The organism is Sphingobium aromaticiconvertens (genome assembly GCF_037154075.1).
Classification (GTDB): domain Bacteria; phylum Pseudomonadota; class Alphaproteobacteria; order Sphingomonadales; family Sphingomonadaceae; genus Sphingobium; species Sphingobium aromaticiconvertens.
Genome location: NZ_JBANRJ010000001.1, coordinates 4,233,611 through 4,250,492, shown reverse-complemented (window position 1 = coordinate 4,250,492; position 16,882 = coordinate 4,233,611). Strand labels below are relative to the sequence as shown.

Below are 16,882 nucleotides of genomic sequence, written 5' to 3'. Positions count from 1 at the left end.
CATGGCACCACCCAAGGTCGACAAGCTGATTACCGCGATCGACGTTGGATCGTGGAAAGTGTCTGCGCTGATCGCCGGGCGGATGGAGAATGGCGAACTCGCTATTCTGGGCACCGGCCAGCGGGAGAGCCGCGGCGTGCGGCGTGGCTTCATTGCCGACATGGAACGCACCGAACTGGCCGTGCGCGAGACGGTGGAGCAGGCCGAGCGGGTGGCGGGCACCAATATCGAGGATGTGTGGGTCAGCTTTTCGGGCGGAAGTCTGGTGAGTGATGTGGTGACGGTCGAGCGCGACATGGGTGGCGACCGGGTCGAGCAGGCCGATATTGATGAGTTGCTGGCGACGGGACAGCAGGGAATCGATCCCGATGGCCGGGTCGTGCTCCACGCGCAGCCGACCTGCTTCACGTTGAATGGGCGGATCGGCGTGAAGAAACCGCTGGGGATGCACGCCGATTTGCTGGGCGTCGATATTCATGTCGTGCTGGCTGATGGGGCGCCGCTGGCGAACCTCGACCTGTGTGTGCGGGGGGCGTATCTGAACGTCAATTCGATTGTCGCTTCGCCGATTGCGACGGGTCTTGCCTGTCTGTCGGAAGAAGAGCGTGATTTGGGCGTGGCGCTGGTTGAACTGGGCGCGGGCGTCACCAATGTGTCGCTTTACGCGGGCGGGATGCTGGTGGGACTGCATAGCATTCCCATCGGCGCGTCTGATATTACCGACGACATCGCCTCTGCTTTTGGTATTCGCCGCAGTCAGGCGGAGCGGATCAAATGCTTCTATGGCTCGGCCATGCAGTCGCGCCGGGATTTCCGCGAGATGATCGAGATTGCGCCGGTCGCGGGCGAGCCGCTGGCTGCGGGGCAGGCGGCTGGTCCCAATGCGGAAGGCGGGCGGATCACGCGCGCGGCGCTGGTCGGCGTGATTTGCGAGCGGCTCAATCAGTTGATGACCGAAGTGAATGCGACCCTCGCGGGCATGGGGTTCAATTCACCCACCGGGCGGCAGGTCGTGTTGACCGGCGGCGGCGCGGAATTGAAGGGCATTGCCGATTATGCGCAGGGTGCGCTGGGCAGGGCAGTGCGGATCGGGCGGCCCCGTGGGCTGGCCGCGATGCCGGAGGCGCATAGCGGTCCGGCCTTTGCGACACTGGCTGGTTTGGCGCTTTATGGCGCGTCCAACCCGGTTGATCTCCGCACGATGGCGCCCCCGGCGCAGACAGTGCATCGTGTCGGCGCTCCATTATGGTGGCAAAGAATGATGAAGGCAATGAAGGCCAACTATTGACGAGTTGACCGGCCCGCGAAATTAGCGCGTGAATTGTGTAATTGGATCGTGCATTAACTAATAGTGACAGTTTCGCTTCAGGTGATCGAAGCTGAGGGAGCAGAATATATGAGCATCGAGATCAGCCCGCCGCATGTGGACGAACTGAAGCCTCGTATCGCGGTGATCGGCGTGGGCGGTGCGGGCGGCAACGCGATCGCCAATATGATCGCCGCCAATGTGGAGGGCGTGGATTTCATCGTCGCCAATACCGACGCGCAGGCGCTCAATGCCTCGCCGGCAGAGCGTCGCATCCAGCTTGGCCCGCAGATTACCGAGGGTCTGGGCGCTGGATCGCGGCCCGAAATCGGCAAGGCTGCGGCGGAAGAGACGATCGTTTCGGTCGAGCAGGCGCTGGAAGGCGCGCATATGTGCTTCATCGCAGCGGGCATGGGCGGCGGCACCGGCACTGGCGCGGCCCCGGTCATCGCCAAGGCGGCGCGCGATCGCGGCATCCTGACCGTGGGCGTCGTGACCAAGCCCTTCACCTTCGAGGGCAACCGGCGGATGCGGTCTGCGGACGCGGGGATCGAGGAACTGCAAAAGCATGTCGATACGCTGATCGTCATCCCGAACCAGAATCTGTTCCTGATCGCCAATCCGAACACCACCTTCAAGGAAGCCTTCCAGATGGCGGACGAGGTGTTGCAGCAGGGCGTGCGCGGCATCACCGACCTGATGGTCATGCCCGGCCTCATCAACCTGGATTTCGCCGACGTCCGTTCGGTGATGGGCGAGATGGGCAAGGCGATGATGGGCACTGGCGAGGCTGAAGGCGATGGTCGTGCGTTGCAGGCCGCCGAGAAGGCGATCGCCAACCCTCTGCTGGACGGCGTGTCGATGCGCGGCGCAAAGGGCGTTATCGTCTCCATCGTCGGCGGCGAAGATATGCGCCTGATGGAAGTGGACGAGGCCGCGAACCATATTCGCGACCTGGTGGACCCGGACGCGAACATCATCTGGGGTTCGGCATTCAACGACAATCTCAACGGCAAGATCCGCGTGTCTGTCGTCGCTACCGGTATCGACAATGAGCCGGGTACGGCTGCCGCGCCGATCACCCAGCCGTTCAGCTTTGCGAGCCGCCCGTCGGTGTCCGTGCCGCAGACGCCCAAGCCCGCCGTTGTCGCGCCCGCACCGGTCCCGGTCGTGGTGCAAGAGGAAGAGCCGCTGGAACTGGATGTGCCGGAGGCACCACCTGCCGTGACGCCTGCGCCGGTTGCCGCTGCGCCTGCGCCGCTCAGCCCGCCCAAGCCCGCCGCCATCTTCTCCGACACGGGTGATGACGAATTGTTGTTGGGCGAGGAAAGCGCTGAGGCGCCTGCGCCTGCGCCGATCGCAAAGGCCGAACCGGCACCGAAGCCTGCTGCTGGCGGTACGCTGTTCGAACGGATGGCTGGCCTGACGCGTGGCGCTGACAAGGCGGCTGCTGACGCGGAAGATGGTAAGGGCGGGGTCGACATCCCGCGCTTCCTCAATCGTCAGAGCAACCAGTAAGATACTCGATCAAATGGCGATAGCCGCCGTTCGTGCTCCATCCGGCGCGGACAGCGGACGTCATGGCGCATCGGCGGCGTCGGGCAATTTCCCATTCACGTCGCTGATTGCTAAGGGCGTTTCGTGACATATCGACCCTATTGGATTCTCGCCCCGCTGATCCTCGCGGGCATCGCACCTTTTCAGACCGGTCATGCCCAGACCAGCCAGGCCGACCTCGTTCGCCCGTTGGGTGCGGCTGATCTCAACAGCAATCTGGCGCGTCTCGCTTCCAACCCCCGTGACGTTAATGCGCTGATCGGTGCAGGGGAGGCGGCGTTGGCTCTGGACGACCCGCGCGCGGCCGCGGGCTTTTTCGCGCGGGCGGATGCGATCCAGAGCGGCAATGGCCGGATCAAGGCCGGGCTGGGCCGGGTCATGGTCAAGCTTCAAAATCCGGCGGAGGCGCTGCGCCTTTTCGATCAGGCGACGCGGATGGGCTATCCCGACAGCAGTTTCCTGAGCGATCGGGGGTTGGCGCGCGACATGACCGGCGATCAGGCCAATGCCCAGCGCGATTATCAGGCGGCGCTGGCGAAGACGCCTGAAGACCCGGAACTGCTGCGCCGCTATGCTGCGTCACTGGGTATTTCGGGCCAGATCGAGGCGTCGGACAATGTGCTGAAACCACTGCTCTACAAGAGCGATCGGGCGGCATGGCGCTATCGTGCCTTCATTCTGGCGATGAACAACAAGCAGAACGATGCGAAGAAGATTGCCGAGCAGACTTTGCCTGCCCCGATGGTCGCGAGCCTGACTCCCTATATGCAGAAGATGCCCTATCTGACCCCGGCGCAGAAGGCGGCGGCTGTGCATTTCGGGCATTTTCCTACCACGGTTGGTACGACGATCGCGGCGGTGGTGCCGACTGCGCCTGCAGCCGGAGTGTCCGGGGCGAATGTAGGGGGGGTTGCACAGGCGCAACCGGCAGCGGGCGTGCAACTGGCTGCGCGGGAAGCATCGTCCACGAGGCGGCGTGATCGCACGGCGCGGCAGGTGCAGGAGGCGCCGGTTCGTAACCCGGCGCAGGCCACCGGCCGAGCGGTCGCGACAGGCAGTGCGACGGCACCTGTAATGGTGCAGCCGTTGCCCGGTGCAGCCAATTCTGCCGTGCGTGCCGCGGACGTGAGGGGTAGAGCGTCCCGACGCGGTGCGGCGGTGACCGTGCAGCCGACACCCGCAGCGCCAATGATACCGGCGACGCAAGGTAACGAAAAGCCATCGCAATCGGTCGCTACCACGCCTGCCAATCCAGTGGTGCAGCCATTGCCGAATGCTGCGCGCGCCGACGTTCAGGTGGCGCGCGCACGGGCCACGCCGCCTGTTTCTGGCGCGCCTTCGCCGCCAGCATCCACGCAATCGGTTCCTGCGCAGAGCGCTCCGTCGCCCGCCGCATCCCAGCCAACGCCTTCCCAGTCGGCTGCCCGAACAATCGCGCCGGTGCAGGGACCACCCGCACCGGGTTTCGAGACTTTGGATGACAGGGGCAGCACAACGCCTCCGGTGTCGACTGCTTCTGCACCGGTGCAGCGGGCTGAGGTGGCTTCGGCGCCTGCTCCCGCTGCGTCCCAGCCCGCGCCGACGGCGATGGCATCTGCTCCAACGCCAGCTCCGTCGCCGCCCGCGCCCGATCCGGCGGCGACCCGCACACTTGCTGACATTATTCGCGCGATCGACGTGCCAGACAGCGAACGGCAGCCTTCTGTCGCGGCTGTTGATCTGGCCGAGATTGAAGCGCTTCAGGCTGCGCGACGGGCCACGCGTCAGGCGGCGGCAGACAAGGTGAAGAAGGCGGCTGCGGCCAAGGCTAAGGCAGAGGCGGACGCCAAGGCGAAGGCGGAAGCTGCCGAAAAGGCGCGGCTGGCGGCCAATCCATCGCGCAACTGGCTGCAAATCGCCACGGGCGCCAACAAGGGCGCGCTGAGTTTTACGCTGAATGGGTTACGCAAGAAATACCCCGAACTGGCGCCGCAGGATGCGTGGATCGCCAGTTGGGGTCGGACCAACCGGCTGGTTGTGGGGCCATTCCCCAGCTTCGCCCGCGCACAGGCGCTGGAGAAGTCATTGAAGGCGGACGGGGCGGATGTGTTCGCGTGGAAGAGTGACGTGGGCGAGGATGTGACTCGTCTTAAGTGACCGGGCGGGGGAAGCCCATTTCCCGTCCCTGCAAAAGCCGTTAGAGGGCAGGCCCATGACCGACTATGCCCCCTATGCCTGCTTCCCCGATCGTAGCCGAGGCCGCCTTCATGCCGAGGCAGGCGGGGAGACGCGTGGGCCACGCGACGCGTTCCAGCGGGATCGGGACCGGATCATCCATTCGATTTCCTTCCGCCGGTTGCGGCATAAGACGCAGGTGTTCGTGTCGCCAGATGGCGATCATTACCGCGTTCGCCTGACCCATAGCCTGGAGGTAGCGCAGATCGGGCGCACGATTGCGCGGACGTTGGGGCTGAATGAAGATCTGACCGAGGCGCTGTGCCTGGCACATGATATCGGCCATCCGCCCTTTGGTCATGCGGGCGAGGATGCGCTGGAGGCGGCGCTGGAGGGACAGGGCGGGTTCGATCATAATGCCCAGACATTGCGGACGCTCATGCTGCTGGATTCGCCCTATCCGCGCTTTCGCGGGCTTAATTTAAGCTGGGATATGCTGGAGGGGCTGGCGAAACATAATGGACCGGTCGCGCGTCCGGGCTGGGCGATGCGCCAAGTCGATGCGCTGTTTCCGATGGACCTGCATAGCTGGCCTTCGCTGGAGGCGCAGGTCGCGGCGCTGGCGGACGACATCGCCTATGATAATCACGACATTGATGATGGGTTGCGCGCGGGGCTGCTGACGCTCGATCAGCTATTGAGCGTGCCGTTGGTCGCGCAGTGCTGGGAGCGGGTGGTAGCTCGCTATCCCGATGTCGCGCCGGATAAGTTGTTGCGCGAACTGGTGCGCGAGCAGATCGGCCATATGGCGAACGACCTGATCGCCACGACCCGCGCCAACATAGAGGCGGCGGGGGTAAAAAGCATCGAGGATGTGCGCGCCGCCGGGCGGGCGCTCGTCACCTTCTCACCTGAACTTGCAATGCAGGAGCGCGCATTGAAGCGCTTCATGTATGCGACCCTCTATCACCATCCAACCCAGTTGGCGGCAGCGGAGCGGGCGCGGGTGATCGTGACCGATCTGTTTGCGGCCTATCAGGCGGACCCATCGCTGATGACCGGGGAGTGGGTCGAGGATTGCGCGACGCAGGAACCGGAACGCAGCCGCCATATCGCCGATTTCATTGCCGGAATGACCGATCGATTTGCCGAAAAGCGCCATGTTGCGTTGTTTGGAGGGAGCGGCGTGGTCATCGCCGATTGACGCGCACGCCGGTTTGGGCGATGCCCATTTTCAGTCTTCGCTCCGGATTCGGGGCGAATCATGATGCGGGAGAGCATGGTGAGCCTTTCAGGCTCAATCTCCATCGCCGAAGGAGCAACCACCCCGGAAACTCTCAGGCCCCAAGGACCGCATCATGGACAGGCGCTCTGGAAAGCGGACGACCACTATCGTCCCACCGAAGGGGTAAGCCGCAATTTCCTTTACGGATTGCGGTCAAAACTCTCAGGTTCCGTGACAGAGGGGGTGACGTGAGGCGACAGTTCCTGTTGGGCTGACCGCATCGAACGTCCCTTTTTTCGTTCACAAGAAGGCCAGATTCCATGACCGCCACCGAAGACGTCCTTCCCATCGAAGAAGAACTCCCCCTCGAAAAGCTGCCGCTGGATGCCTGGCATCGGGCGCAGGGTGCGCGCATGGTCGGCTTTGCCGGTTATGAGATGCCGATCCAATATGAAGGCATCATGGCCGAACATGCCTGGACCCGCGAACATGCCGGGCTGTTCGATGTGAGCCATATGGGGCAGATCGGTTTTTCCGGCGAGGGCGTGGACGCCGCGCTGGAAACCCTATTGCCCAGTGACATCAAGGGATTGAAGCCATTCCGCCAGCGCTACTCCATGCTGCTGGATGAGGAGGGCGGTATATTGGATGACCTGATGGTTGCCCGTCCCGGCGATGGTGCGTTTGATGATGCGGCGATCTATATGGTCGTCAACGGCGCGACCAAATATGATGATATGGGCTGGATGATCGAGCATCTGCCTGACGAGGTGGTGATGAACCACATGGCCGATCAGGCGCTGGTCGCGTTGCAGGGACCGGAGGCAGGCGAGGCGCTGGCGACGTTGGTGCCCGGCACAGCGGACCTGTTCTTCATGCAGTGCGGGGCGTTTGAGTGGAACGGCGTGGCGCTGTGGGTGAGCCGGTCGGGCTATACCGGTGAGGATGGGTTCGAGATCAGCATCCCCGGTGATGCGGTCGAGGCCTTTGCGCAGGCGCTGTGTGCGCTGCCGCAGGTGAAGCCCATCGGCCTTGGCGCGCGCGATTCGCTGCGGCTGGAGGCAGGATTGCCGCTTTATGGCCATGACCTTGATCCGCGCGTCAGTGCGATCGGTGCGGACCTGGGTTTTGCCATTCAGAAGCGCCGGCGCGAAGAGGGTGGTTTCATCGGCCATGCCCGCGTGGTGTGTGAACTGGCCGACGGTCCAGGATCGCGCCGTGTCGGCCTGTCGATCGAAGGGCGGCTGCCTGCGCGCGAGGGCGCATCGATCTATGCGGGCGATGTTCTGGTCGGCGAAGTCACGTCGGGCGGGTTCGCGCCGACCGTTGGCGCGCCGATCGCCATGGGCTGGGTATCCACGCCCCATGCGGCCGTGGGCACGCCGCTGTCGATCGAAGTGCGTGGCAAGCGGATTGCGGCTGAGGTAGCAGCGATGCCGTTCGTTCAGCATAAGTATCACCGCCCAAAATCCTGATTGAACATCCTGACCAAACATCCTGATACGTTACGGGAGCAGACTAATGAGCCGTTATTTTACCGACGAACATGAATGGATCGACGTCGAAGGCGAGATCGCGACGGTCGGCATCACCGACTATGCACAGGAACAGCTGGGCGACATCGTCTTTGTCGAACTGCCTGCCGAGGGGGCGACCTTTGCCAAGGGTGATGACGCCGCCGTGGTCGAATCGGTCAAGGCTGCGTCCGACGTCTATGCGCCGCTGTCTGGCGAGGTGGTCGAAGCCAATACCGCGTTGGAAGACGAACCGGCGCTGGTCAACAGCGATCCCGAAGAGGATGGCTGGTTCTTCAAGATGCGGATCGCCGATACGAGCGAGCTGGAAGGACTGATGGACGAAGGCGCTTACAAGAAATTCGTCGCCTCGCTTTGATGTGATACTTGCCCCTCCCTTCCAGGGAGGGGTTGGGGTGGGTGCGAGCGAAGCGAGCTTGTTGCCCGGCCCCGGCGATTGCTGCCGCAATCGCACCCACCCCCGGCCCCTCCCGAGAAGGGAGGGGGGAGTAAGATAGAATGCGCTACCTACCGCTTACCGACGCCGACCGGCAGCAGATGCTGTCCGTTGTCGGCGCGTCCTCCATTGATGATCTGTTCGTTGACGTGCCTGAAGCGGCGCGGCTGACGGGGACGATCGCGGGACTGCCGCCCCATGCCAGCGAACTGGCGGTGGAGCGGCATATGGGCGCGTTGGCGCGCAAGAATCTGTCGGCGGGCGAGGCGCCCTTCTTTCTGGGGGCGGGCGCTTATAAACATCATGTGCCCGCCAGTGTCGATCACCTGATCCAGCGCGGCGAGTTCCTGACTGCCTACACCCCTTATCAGCCGGAAATCGCGCAGGGCACGTTGCAGGTCCTGTTCGAGTTCCAGACGCAGGCCGCGCGGTTGCTGGGCTGCGACGTTGCCAATGCGTCCATGTATGACGGGTCGACCGCCTGCTGGGAGGCGATCGGCATGGCCCGTCGTATCACCAAGCGTTCGAAGGCGATCCTGTCGTCGGGGCTGCATCCGCATTATGTGTCCGTGGCCAACACGATGGCGAAGTTCACCGGCGATACGCTGATGCATGATGCGCCCACGCTGGAGGCTGCGACCGACATCGATGCGCTGATCGCGGGCATCGACAAGGATACGAGCTGTGTCGTGGTGCAATATCCCGATATTTTGGGTCGCATCGCCGATCTGACGCCGCTGGCGGATGCTGTCCATGCCGCTGGGGCCTTGCTGGTTGCGGTCGTGACCGAACCGGTGGCGCTGGGGGCGATCACCCCGCCTGGTGAGATGGGCGCGGACATCGTGGTGGGTGAGGGCCAGTCGATCGGCGTTGGCCTGCAGTTTGGCGGTCCCTATCTGGGCCTGTTCGCGTGCAAGCAGAAATATGTACGCCAGATGCCCGGCCGTCTGTGCGGTGAGACTCTGGACGCAGCGGGCAAGCGCGGTTTCGTGCTGACGCTATCGACCCGCGAGCAGCATATCCGGCGGGAGAAGGCGACGTCGAACATCTGCACCAATAGCGGGCTGTGCGCGCTGGCCTTCAGCATCCACATGACCCTGCTGGGCGAGCGCGGTCTGCGCGATCTGGCGGTGCTCAATCATGGGCTGGCGGTGCAGGCCGCAGAACGGCTGGCGAAGGTGCCGGGTGTGACGCTGGTCAATGACAGCTTCTTCAACGAGTTCACGCTGCTGCTGCCCAGGGACGCACGCGAGGTTGTGCGCGCGTTGGCCGACAAGGGCGTGTTGGGCGGCGTGTCGCTTGGTCGTCTGTTCCCCGATGCGCCCGAACTGGGCAACGGGCTGGTGGTGGCTGTGACCGAAACGGTGACGGCGGAGGATATCGAAACGCTGGCCCGCGCGATCGAGGAGGAACTGGCATGATCATGTTCAAGGAAGACCGCCCGACCTCGCCCGAGCCGGTCAAGGAAGCGCATATGGCGCCTGCCACCGTCACGGGCAATCGCGCGCTGATGCTGGAAGAGGCGCTGATCTTCGAGATCGGGGCGACCGACACGACCGGCGTGGATTTCGCGGAGGCTCCCAAGGTTGCGAGCCGACTGGGTGGGCTGGAGCGCAAGGCGGCCATCGGCCTGCCGGGCCTGTCGGAACAGGAGACAGTGCGTCATTATACGCGTCTGTCGCGCCAGAATTATGCGATCGACCTGGGGTTATTCCCACTGGGGTCGTGCACGATGAAGCATAACCCGCGGCTCAACGAGAAGGTGGCGCGGATGCCCGGCTTTGGGGACATTCATCCGCTCCAGCCGCAGTCGACGGTGCAGGGCGCGCTGGCGGTGATCCATGAGCTGGCGGAATGGCTGATTAGGCTCACCGGCATGCACAGCGTCGCGATGAGTCCGAAGGCGGGCGCGCATGGCGAATTGTGCGGCCTGCTGGCGATCCGCGCGGCGCTGGAGGCGCGCGGAGATGCGCGCTCGGTGGTGCTGGTGCCTGAGAGTGCGCACGGCACGAACCCCGCAACGGCTGCCTTTTGCGGCTACAAGGTTGAGGATATTCCGGCGACGCCCGAGGGGCGTGTTGATCTGGCTGCATTGCAAGCTCGGCTTGGCCCCGATGTGGCGGCGGTGATGATCACCAACCCCAATACCTGCGGGCTGTTCGAGCGCGACATGAAGACGATCTCCGATGCGGTCCATGCGGCGGGGGCCTTCGTCTATTGCGATGGCGCGAACTTCAACGCCATCGTCGGGAGGGTGCGGCCCGGTGACCTGGGCGTCGATGCGATGCATATCAACCTGCACAAGACCTTCTCAACGCCGCATGGGGGCGGCGGTCCCGGCTCTGGCCCGGTGGTGTTGTCGGCGGCGCTGGCGCCGTTCGCGCCGCTGCCTTTCGTGGAAAAACAGGGCGACCGGTTCGAACTGGTCGAGGAAGAGACGGCGGGTGAGCATCATGGCGGCAGCTTTGGCCGCATGGTCGCCTTCCACGGGCAGATGGGCATGTTCACCCGCGCGCTGACCTATATCCTGAGCCATGGCGCGGACGGGTTGCGGCAGGTGAGCGAGGATGCGGTGCTGAACGCCAATTACATCCTCCGCAGCCTTGACGACGTGCTGGACGCGCCGTTCGGCGGCAGCGGGCCGTGCATGCATGAGGCGCTGTTCAGCGACAAGGGGTTGGCCGAAGGCTTCACCACGCTGGACATCGCCAAGGGGCTGATCGACGAGGGCTTCCACCCGATGACCATGTATTTCCCGCTGGTCGTTCATGGTGCGATGCTGGTCGAGCCGACCGAGACGGAGAGCAAGGCGGCGCTGGACCAGTTCATCATGGCGCTGCGCTCCTTGGCCGAGCGGGCCAAGGCCGGGGACGAGGTGCTGAAGGGCGCGCCCTATCATGCGCCGCGCCGTCGCCTGGATGAAACGCTGGCCGCGCGCAAGCCGGTGCTGGTGTGGAATGAGCCGGAGAAACTGGCGCAGGCCGCCGAATGACCGACGCGCCGTCGCCCTGGACGGCGGGCGCTGCGCCTGCGTCCGGGGCGCGGCGTCATGCGCCCGCGACCGTGCGGAACCGCGAGGCAATTGTCGCGGTGTTGCGCGATGCGCTGCCGCCGGCTGGCCTCGTGCTGGAGGTGGCGAGCGGGAGCGGCGAGCATGGCGTTTATTTCGCCGGGGCCTTTCCCGATCTCGATTGGCAACCGAGCGATCCTGACCCGGCGGCGCTGGAGTCCATCGCGGGCTGGCGGAGTGAGGCGGGGCTTGTCAATTTACGCGCGCCTGTGGCGCTGGATGCGGCGGCGGTTGATTGGCCGGTTGCTGCGGCCGACGCGATCCTGTGCATCAACATGGTGCATATCAGTCCGTGGGCGGCAACGCTGGGGCTGATGCGGGGTGCCGGGACTATAGTGCCGCGGGGCGGGCTGCTTTATCTTTACGGGCCATATCTGGAAGCTGATGTCGAGACGGCGCCATCCAACATGGCGTTCGATGCATCACTGCGGGCGCGCAATGCCGCATGGGGATTGCGCGAGGTGGGCGACGTTGTTGAGGCGGCGCGCGCGCAGGGGCTGTTGCTGGAGCGGCGGGTGGCAATGCCTGCGAACAATCTGTCGCTGCTGTTTCGGAGGGACTGAGCAGCGCTGCAACAAGGCAGCGCCGCTCGCGTCCCGATCGGCTTACTCGCAGCGCACGTCGTTCTTGTCGATCGCGCGCCCGGCGAGTGCCCCGCCGCCTGCGCCAAGGATTGTGCCCAGTGTCTTGGACCCGCCCGGCGCAATCACATTGCCAAGCACGCCGCCTGCCAGCGCACCGACGATCGTGCCGGTCGTGCCGTCGTCGCGCTTGCAATAATAGCGACCGTCATTGTCGCGATAAATCTGGTCGTTATCGCCCAGGTTGCGGCGGTGGTGGGGCGGTCGGCGATCGCCGGGACGGTCATAGCCATAGCGATCCCCAGAGCCGTCGGACATGCAGGCTCCCAAAGGGAGAGAGGCCAGCATGGCTGTGAGAAGAACAGGGGTACGCATGATCATGTCTCCGTCAAAGTGGGATGTAGGGCTAACTGATGACGGGCCAATGGGTTGCGCCCCGTCGCAGCTTTATGCTTCGAACAGGGTTATTCTCTTTTTCTGTCGTCTCCGCTAACGACGGCGGCATGACCCAGTCCTTGTCCTCCCTTGTCGCTGCGGAGCTTGCCGAACCTGTCGATCCCAAGGCGGCGGCGATGGCGGATGCTCTGGCGGCGCTGTATCCCGGCGCGGTGCGGGCGGTGCTTTTTTACGGGTCGTGTCTGCGGGAGAAAAATCTCGAAGGGTTGATGCTGGATTTCTACCTGATCGTGTCGGATTATCGTGCGGCCTATGGAAAGCGGTGGCTGGCGACGGCCAATCATTTGATCCCGCCCAATGTTTTTCCGTTCCAGCATGGTGATCTGGCCGCCAAATATGCGGTGTTGAGCGAGGCGGATTTCGCGCGGCTTTGCGGGAGTCAGGCGGATAATGTGTCGGTATGGGCGCGGTTCGCGCAGCCCGCACGGTTGGTCTGGGTGGCGGATGATTTGGCGCGGCAGCGGGCCGTGGCGGCGGTCGCGAGCGCGGCACCGACATTTTTTCAACTGACATTGCCGATGATGCCCACCGGTCGGGACGTGGATGTCGTCGAGATCTGGAAGACGGGTTTCGCGCTGACCTATAATGCCGAACTGCGGGCGGAGCGGACGGGGCGGTCGGTGTCGATCGTGGACTCTGATCCGGCGCGGTATGAGCGGGTGGGGCAAGCGGCTTTGCGCGCGATTGAGGGCGGGGCGCGCGTGTCCCCTGAGCAGATGGCAAAGCGCTGGCGGCAGTTGCAGCGGCGGGGAAAATGGCTGTCCGTCGTGCGGCTGGCCAAGGCGAGCTTCACCTTTGCGGGCGGGATCGACTATCTGGCCTGGAAGATCAACCGGCATGCTGGAACTGCGATCGTCATCAAGCCGTGGCAGCGGCGCTGGCCGCTGATCGGTGCGATCACTCTGCTGCCTGCGCTGATCCGGGGTGGCTCGATCCGCTGAGCGCGGTGGAGAGGGCTGAGGAGAGGCCCAGCAGCGTATAGGGTTTGCGCAGAACGGTATGGCCGCCGAACTGCGCGCCATCGACCACATCGCCTGCATAGCCAGTGACGAAGAGGACCGGCAGGTGACGCGAGGCGGGTGGCAGCTTCTGGATCATTTCCGGTCCGGTCATATCGGGCATCAGTACATCGCTGACGATGAGGGCGATGTCGCCATGGCTTTTCAGGAGCTTGGCGGCCTTGGCCGGATGGTTGCAGGCGACCGGCAGATGACCGAGTTCGGCGAGTGCGGCCATCGTCTGGTTGAGGACGCGCGGGTCATCTTCCACCACCAGGATGCGGGTGGGAGGCTGGCGTGTTTCGATGTCGCCGATGGGGGTGTTGCTGCCCATGCCTTCATCCTCGCCGATGCGGCGGGGCAGGTAGAGATGGACGCTGGTGCCCTTGCCCGGCGCGGATTCGATGCGGATTTCGCCGTTGGACTGGCGCACCAGTCCGAAAATCTGGCTGAGGCCAAGGCCTGTGCCCTTGCCGACCGGCTTGGTCGTGAAGAAGGGTTCGAACACGCGCTCCAGCACCTCCGGCGTCATGCCGCAGCCGTTGTCGGCAACGGTGAGGCGAACATAGTCGCCCGCCGCGCATTCGCCAATTTCGCCATCTTTCAAGGTTGCCCGGCCGGTGCCGACGGTCAGGGAGCCGCGACCGTTCATGGCGTCGCGGGCATTGACGCACAGGTTGAGGATGGCGTTTTCCATCTGATGTTGGTCGACGAAGATGCGCCAGCCATCCGCCTGACTTTGAAAGGAAACCTTTATCTGGTCGCCGATCGTGCGGTCGATAAGGTCGACCATGCCCGACAACAGCGTATCGGGATCGACGGCGGCGGGAAGGAGGGGTTCGGAGCGGGCGAAGGCGAGCAGGCGGCGGGTGAGGGCAGAGGCGCGGTTGGCGCCGTCCATCGCATTGTCGATATGGTGCGCGGCTTCCTTTGGCGCGAGGCGCAGCTTGCGCTTGGCCAGTTCCAGTCCACCGACGACGACGGCCAGCATATTGTTAACCCGCCTTATTCACCAAAAGTGTCCTGAAGGGTTGGCGGGAGTGGCGTAAGCCTCTGATCTGAATTAGGAACTGGGTGTCTAAGCCGAACCTGCCGCAGGGCAGAAAATGCCACGGGCCACACCCGCCATGAACGATGATATCGCAAGCTCATTTGGATTCCCAGCAGTCGGCCGCAAGAAAATCACAGCTGCGTTCGACGGTGGCCGGCTTACCTCGGATGGCGGTGTTCTACTGCTTGCACAGGCCGAGCGCGCGATGGGGATTTGCCAGCGCCTGGCGGCTTGTATTGCCGATCCGCGCGATCCAGCGCGGGTGATCCATCGCCTGGATGACATTCTGCGTGCCCGTGTGTTCGCGATTGCGTGCGGCTATGAGGATGCCGATGATCTCGATGCTCTGCGCGACGATCCAGGCTTCCGCCTGGCGCTCGGCAAGCTGCCGGAATCGGGCGCGGGGCTGGCCAGCCAACCGACGATGAGCCGGTGGGAAAATGCACCGACTACGCGCGAACTGGCCAGCATGATGGCCGCGATGATCGACATCTACTGCGCCAGCTATCCCGCCCCTCCGACAGCGGTCACGCTGGATATCGACGACACGTGCGACGTCGTGCATGGCTATCAACAGCTCTCGTTCTGGAACGGGCATCATGGGGAGCGCTGCTTCCTACCGATCCATATCTACGACACCGCGACCGGCAGGCCGGTGGCCATGCTGCTGCGCACAGGCAAGACGCCTTCTGGAAAGGAGGCGGCGGGGCACATCCGACGCCTGGTGCGTCACCTGCGCCGTAATTGGCCCGATACCCACATCACTATCCGCGGCGACGGGCACTATGGTCGACCCGAGGTCATGGCCTACTGCGATGCGGCCCGCGTCGATTACGTGTTCGGCCTGCCCACCAATTCAGCGCTGCGCGCCGATCCCGCCATTGTTGCGGTCGCCGATGCCTGCGCGGTCAAGCGCGCCCAGCGTCAGTGTCCCGTCCTGCGCAACTATGCCGAGACCCGCTATGGGGCAAAGACCTGGAAGTGCCAGCGTCGCGTCGTTGCACGGATCGAGGCCAGCACGCTGGGCATGGACATCCGCTATGTCGTCACCTCGTTGGCAACAGGATCGGCCGAGCACATCTACGACACGCTCTACTGCGCGCGTGGTCAGGCCGAGAACCTGATCAAGCGCCACAAGTCCCAGCTCGCCAGCGACCGAACCTCGTGCCGCTCGGCCAATGCCAATCAGATGCGCCTGATACTGCACACTGCCGCATACTGGCTGCTATGGCGCATCCAGCAGGCGATGCCCAGGACCGCTGCTCTGGCAAGCGCGGAGTTTACCACCTTGCGCCTGCGGCTGCTCAAGGTCGCTGCGCGCGTCGTAGAAAGTGCTAGCCGCATCCGCATTGCCTTCGCTTCCGCCTGTCCGGATGCCGACCTGTTCCGCGCCCTCGTTCTCCGGCTGAAGCCTGCGCCGACGTAGCCCATGCGGCAGCGCCGCAGAACTCCGAGCCCAGCCCTTCAACCCGAAAAGCCCATCAATCCGAATGCGGTGAAACAAACGCCAGCGATGCCGGTCGTCCGCGCAATACAGCCAGCCGCAGCAAATGCCCAGAGCGGGCCCGAAACCGAGCGTCGTGAATAAGAGAGGTTAAAATCATGCGCGATACCGCCGGTCAACTGACCCACGGCTTCCATCTTCTGCATCTGGCGCAGGCTGTCCTGTGCGGCGGCGCGTTCGGCGGCTTCTTCCTTCAATCGGGCATTGGCATCGCGTAGTTCGGCGGTGCGAGCGGTCACGGCGGCCTCCATCCGGTCGGCGCGCTCGGCCTCTACTTCCGCAAGGCGGCGAGCGTTGCGGCGGTCGCTATAGGCGACATTGATGACCCAGGCGCCGAACAGGATACCGAGCAACAGGATCAGGCCCACCAGTTGGGAGGTCTTGCCTGCCTGCGCGTTGCGGTCGCCCGCCAGGCTGACGGCAAGGCTGCGTTCGCGCAACCGCGCGGCTTCCGCCTTTGTGATGCGGTCGATCAGGCTGGTCATCCGGGCAAGGTCTTCGGATTTGCCCGCACGGTGGAACTGGGCGAGCGCCCCCATTTTCTGATCGTAGGTGGTCCGCAGGCCGATCTCGCTCAACGTCTTGCCGCGCGCATCGAACGCGGCCTGAAGCTCACGGACATTGGCGCGCTGCCAGTCCGACCGGCGGGTGGCGTAGCCGAGCGACTTCAACTGCCCCGCGCCCGATCGCCATTGCGACTGGAACAGGCGGCCGGTGTCGGGATCAAGACTGATGACATAGCGGGCGAGCGTTGCTTCGGCGCGGGCCGTCGTGCCCTCCAACTGGCGGACGAGGGCAATGATCTCGAAACTGCGGCGCTGTTCGTCCAGCGCCTTTTCATGATCCTGCTGCGCGCGGTTGGCACTGTAGAGTAACAGGCCCAGCGTGCCCGTCAGCAACAGGCCGAGCAGGATCGGCAGCCCGCGGCGCAACAGCGTGCGCCAACGGTCCGTCGTCATGTCATCGTCAGGAAAGTCGCCCTCCATGACTCCTGTTCTAGCCGAAGCGC

The 16,882-nt window shown here is 64.2% G+C and carries 12 protein-coding genes, 2 pseudogenes and 1 riboswitch; of the genes and pseudogenes, 11 read left to right on the top strand and 3 right to left on the bottom strand.

The annotated features are described in order from the left end of the window. Position 1 precedes the first annotated feature (1 nt). The 9 genes from ftsA (at position 2) to WFR25_RS20440 (ending at position 11,846) form a co-directional block, all read left to right on the top strand. Positions 2 to 1,288, top strand: a complete 1,287-nt coding sequence (ftsA, locus tag WFR25_RS20480) for a cell division protein FtsA (RefSeq protein ID WP_336973243.1) — start codon at positions 2 to 4, stop codon at positions 1,286 to 1,288. 108 nt (positions 1,289 to 1,396) lie between these two features. Further along, on the top strand, positions 1,397 to 2,824 hold the full coding sequence (gene ftsZ, locus WFR25_RS20475; protein ID WP_336973242.1) for a cell division protein FtsZ: 1,428 nt from the start codon (positions 1,397 to 1,399) through the stop codon (positions 2,822 to 2,824). Positions 2,825 to 2,947: 123 nt separating this feature from the next. Further along, positions 2,948 to 4,999 (top strand): SPOR domain-containing protein, encoded by a 2,052-nt coding sequence (locus WFR25_RS20470; RefSeq protein WP_419723176.1) that lies wholly within the window; start codon positions 2,948 to 2,950, stop codon positions 4,997 to 4,999. 55 nt (positions 5,000 to 5,054) lie between these two features. Further along, positions 5,055 to 6,221: a deoxyguanosinetriphosphate triphosphohydrolase gene (locus WFR25_RS20465; protein ID WP_336973241.1), complete on the top strand. Its 1,167-nt coding sequence runs from the start codon at positions 5,055 to 5,057 to the stop codon at positions 6,219 to 6,221. 56 nt (positions 6,222 to 6,277) lie between these two features. Continuing rightward, positions 6,278 to 6,381: riboswitch (glycine riboswitch) on the top strand. A gap of 181 nt (positions 6,382 to 6,562) precedes the next feature. Next, complete coding sequence (gene gcvT, locus WFR25_RS20460) at positions 6,563 to 7,717, top strand: glycine cleavage system aminomethyltransferase GcvT (protein WP_336973240.1); 1,155 nt, start codon at positions 6,563 to 6,565, stop codon at positions 7,715 to 7,717. A gap of 46 nt (positions 7,718 to 7,763) precedes the next feature. Further along, on the top strand, positions 7,764 to 8,135 hold the full coding sequence (gene gcvH / locus WFR25_RS20455) for a glycine cleavage system protein GcvH (protein ID WP_336973238.1): 372 nt from the start codon (positions 7,764 to 7,766) through the stop codon (positions 8,133 to 8,135). Positions 8,136 to 8,275: 140 nt separating this feature from the next. After that, entirely contained in the window at positions 8,276 to 9,634 is a 1,359-nt protein-coding gene (gene gcvPA, locus WFR25_RS20450) for an aminomethyl-transferring glycine dehydrogenase subunit GcvPA (protein WP_336973237.1), read from the top strand. Continuing rightward, positions 9,631 to 11,205: an aminomethyl-transferring glycine dehydrogenase subunit GcvPB gene (gcvPB, locus tag WFR25_RS20445; RefSeq protein WP_336973236.1), complete on the top strand. Its 1,575-nt coding sequence runs from the start codon at positions 9,631 to 9,633 to the stop codon at positions 11,203 to 11,205. The genes gcvPA and gcvPB overlap by 4 nt, the downstream gene beginning before the upstream one ends. After that, positions 11,202 to 11,846, top strand: coding sequence for a DUF938 domain-containing protein (locus WFR25_RS20440; protein ID WP_336973234.1), 645 nt, complete (start codon positions 11,202 to 11,204; stop codon positions 11,844 to 11,846). The genes gcvPB and WFR25_RS20440 overlap by 4 nt, the downstream gene beginning before the upstream one ends. A 42-nt stretch (positions 11,847 to 11,888) precedes the next feature. On the opposite strand, the gene WFR25_RS20435 is transcribed toward WFR25_RS20440, so the two are convergent. Further along, on the bottom strand, positions 11,889 to 12,239 hold the full coding sequence (locus WFR25_RS20435) for a glycine zipper 2TM domain-containing protein (RefSeq protein WP_336973232.1): 351 nt from the start codon (positions 12,237 to 12,239) through the stop codon (positions 11,889 to 11,891). Positions 12,240 to 12,367: 128 nt separating this feature from the next. On the opposite strand from WFR25_RS20435, the gene WFR25_RS20430 reads away from it, so the two are divergent. Continuing rightward, positions 12,368 to 13,261 (top strand): hypothetical protein, encoded by an 894-nt coding sequence (locus WFR25_RS20430; protein WP_336973230.1) that lies wholly within the window; start codon positions 12,368 to 12,370, stop codon positions 13,259 to 13,261. Here the strand turns inward: WFR25_RS20430 and WFR25_RS20425 are convergent. Beyond that, positions 13,218 to 14,315 (bottom strand): annotated as a pseudogene (locus WFR25_RS20425) (ATP-binding protein); the annotation flags it as partial. The gene WFR25_RS20430 and the pseudogene WFR25_RS20425 overlap by 44 nt on opposite strands. Before the next feature lie 130 nt (positions 14,316 to 14,445). Between WFR25_RS20425 and WFR25_RS20420 the strand changes: the two are divergent. Further along, positions 14,446 to 15,795, top strand: a complete 1,350-nt coding sequence (locus tag WFR25_RS20420) for an IS1380-like element ISSp1 family transposase (RefSeq protein ID WP_013039775.1) — start codon at positions 14,446 to 14,448, stop codon at positions 15,793 to 15,795. 167 nt (positions 15,796 to 15,962) lie between these two features. Here the strand turns inward: WFR25_RS20420 and WFR25_RS20415 are convergent. Then, positions 15,963 to 16,859 (bottom strand): annotated as a pseudogene (locus tag WFR25_RS20415) (sensor histidine kinase); the annotation flags it as partial. Positions 16,860 to 16,882 lie beyond the last annotated feature (23 nt).

What these genes read in the sequence shown, in the direction of transcription:
- ftsA (WP_336973243.1), top strand. Translation starts at nt 2, where the DNA reads ATGGCACCACCCAAGGTCGACAAGCTGATTACCGCGATCGACGTTGGA.
- ftsZ (WP_336973242.1), top strand. Translation starts at nt 1,397, where the DNA reads ATGAGCATCGAGATCAGCCCGCCGCATGTGGACGAACTGAAGCCTCGT.
- WFR25_RS20465 (WP_336973241.1), top strand. Translation starts at nt 5,055, where the DNA reads ATGACCGACTATGCCCCCTATGCCTGCTTCCCCGATCGTAGCCGAGGC.
- gcvT (WP_336973240.1), top strand. Translation starts at nt 6,563, where the DNA reads ATGACCGCCACCGAAGACGTCCTTCCCATCGAAGAAGAACTCCCCCTC.
- gcvH (WP_336973238.1), top strand. Translation starts at nt 7,764, where the DNA reads ATGAGCCGTTATTTTACCGACGAACATGAATGGATCGACGTCGAAGGC.
- gcvPA (WP_336973237.1), top strand. Translation starts at nt 8,276, where the DNA reads ATGCGCTACCTACCGCTTACCGACGCCGACCGGCAGCAGATGCTGTCC.
- gcvPB (WP_336973236.1), top strand. Translation starts at nt 9,631, where the DNA reads ATGATCATGTTCAAGGAAGACCGCCCGACCTCGCCCGAGCCGGTCAAG.
- WFR25_RS20440 (WP_336973234.1), top strand. Translation starts at nt 11,202, where the DNA reads ATGACCGACGCGCCGTCGCCCTGGACGGCGGGCGCTGCGCCTGCGTCC.
- WFR25_RS20435 (WP_336973232.1), bottom strand. Translation starts at nt 12,239, where the DNA reads ATGCGTACCCCTGTTCTTCTCACAGCCATGCTGGCCTCTCTCCCTTTG.
- WFR25_RS20430 (WP_336973230.1), top strand. Translation starts at nt 12,368, where the DNA reads ATGACCCAGTCCTTGTCCTCCCTTGTCGCTGCGGAGCTTGCCGAACCT.
- WFR25_RS20420 (WP_013039775.1), top strand. Translation starts at nt 14,446, where the DNA reads ATGAACGATGATATCGCAAGCTCATTTGGATTCCCAGCAGTCGGCCGC.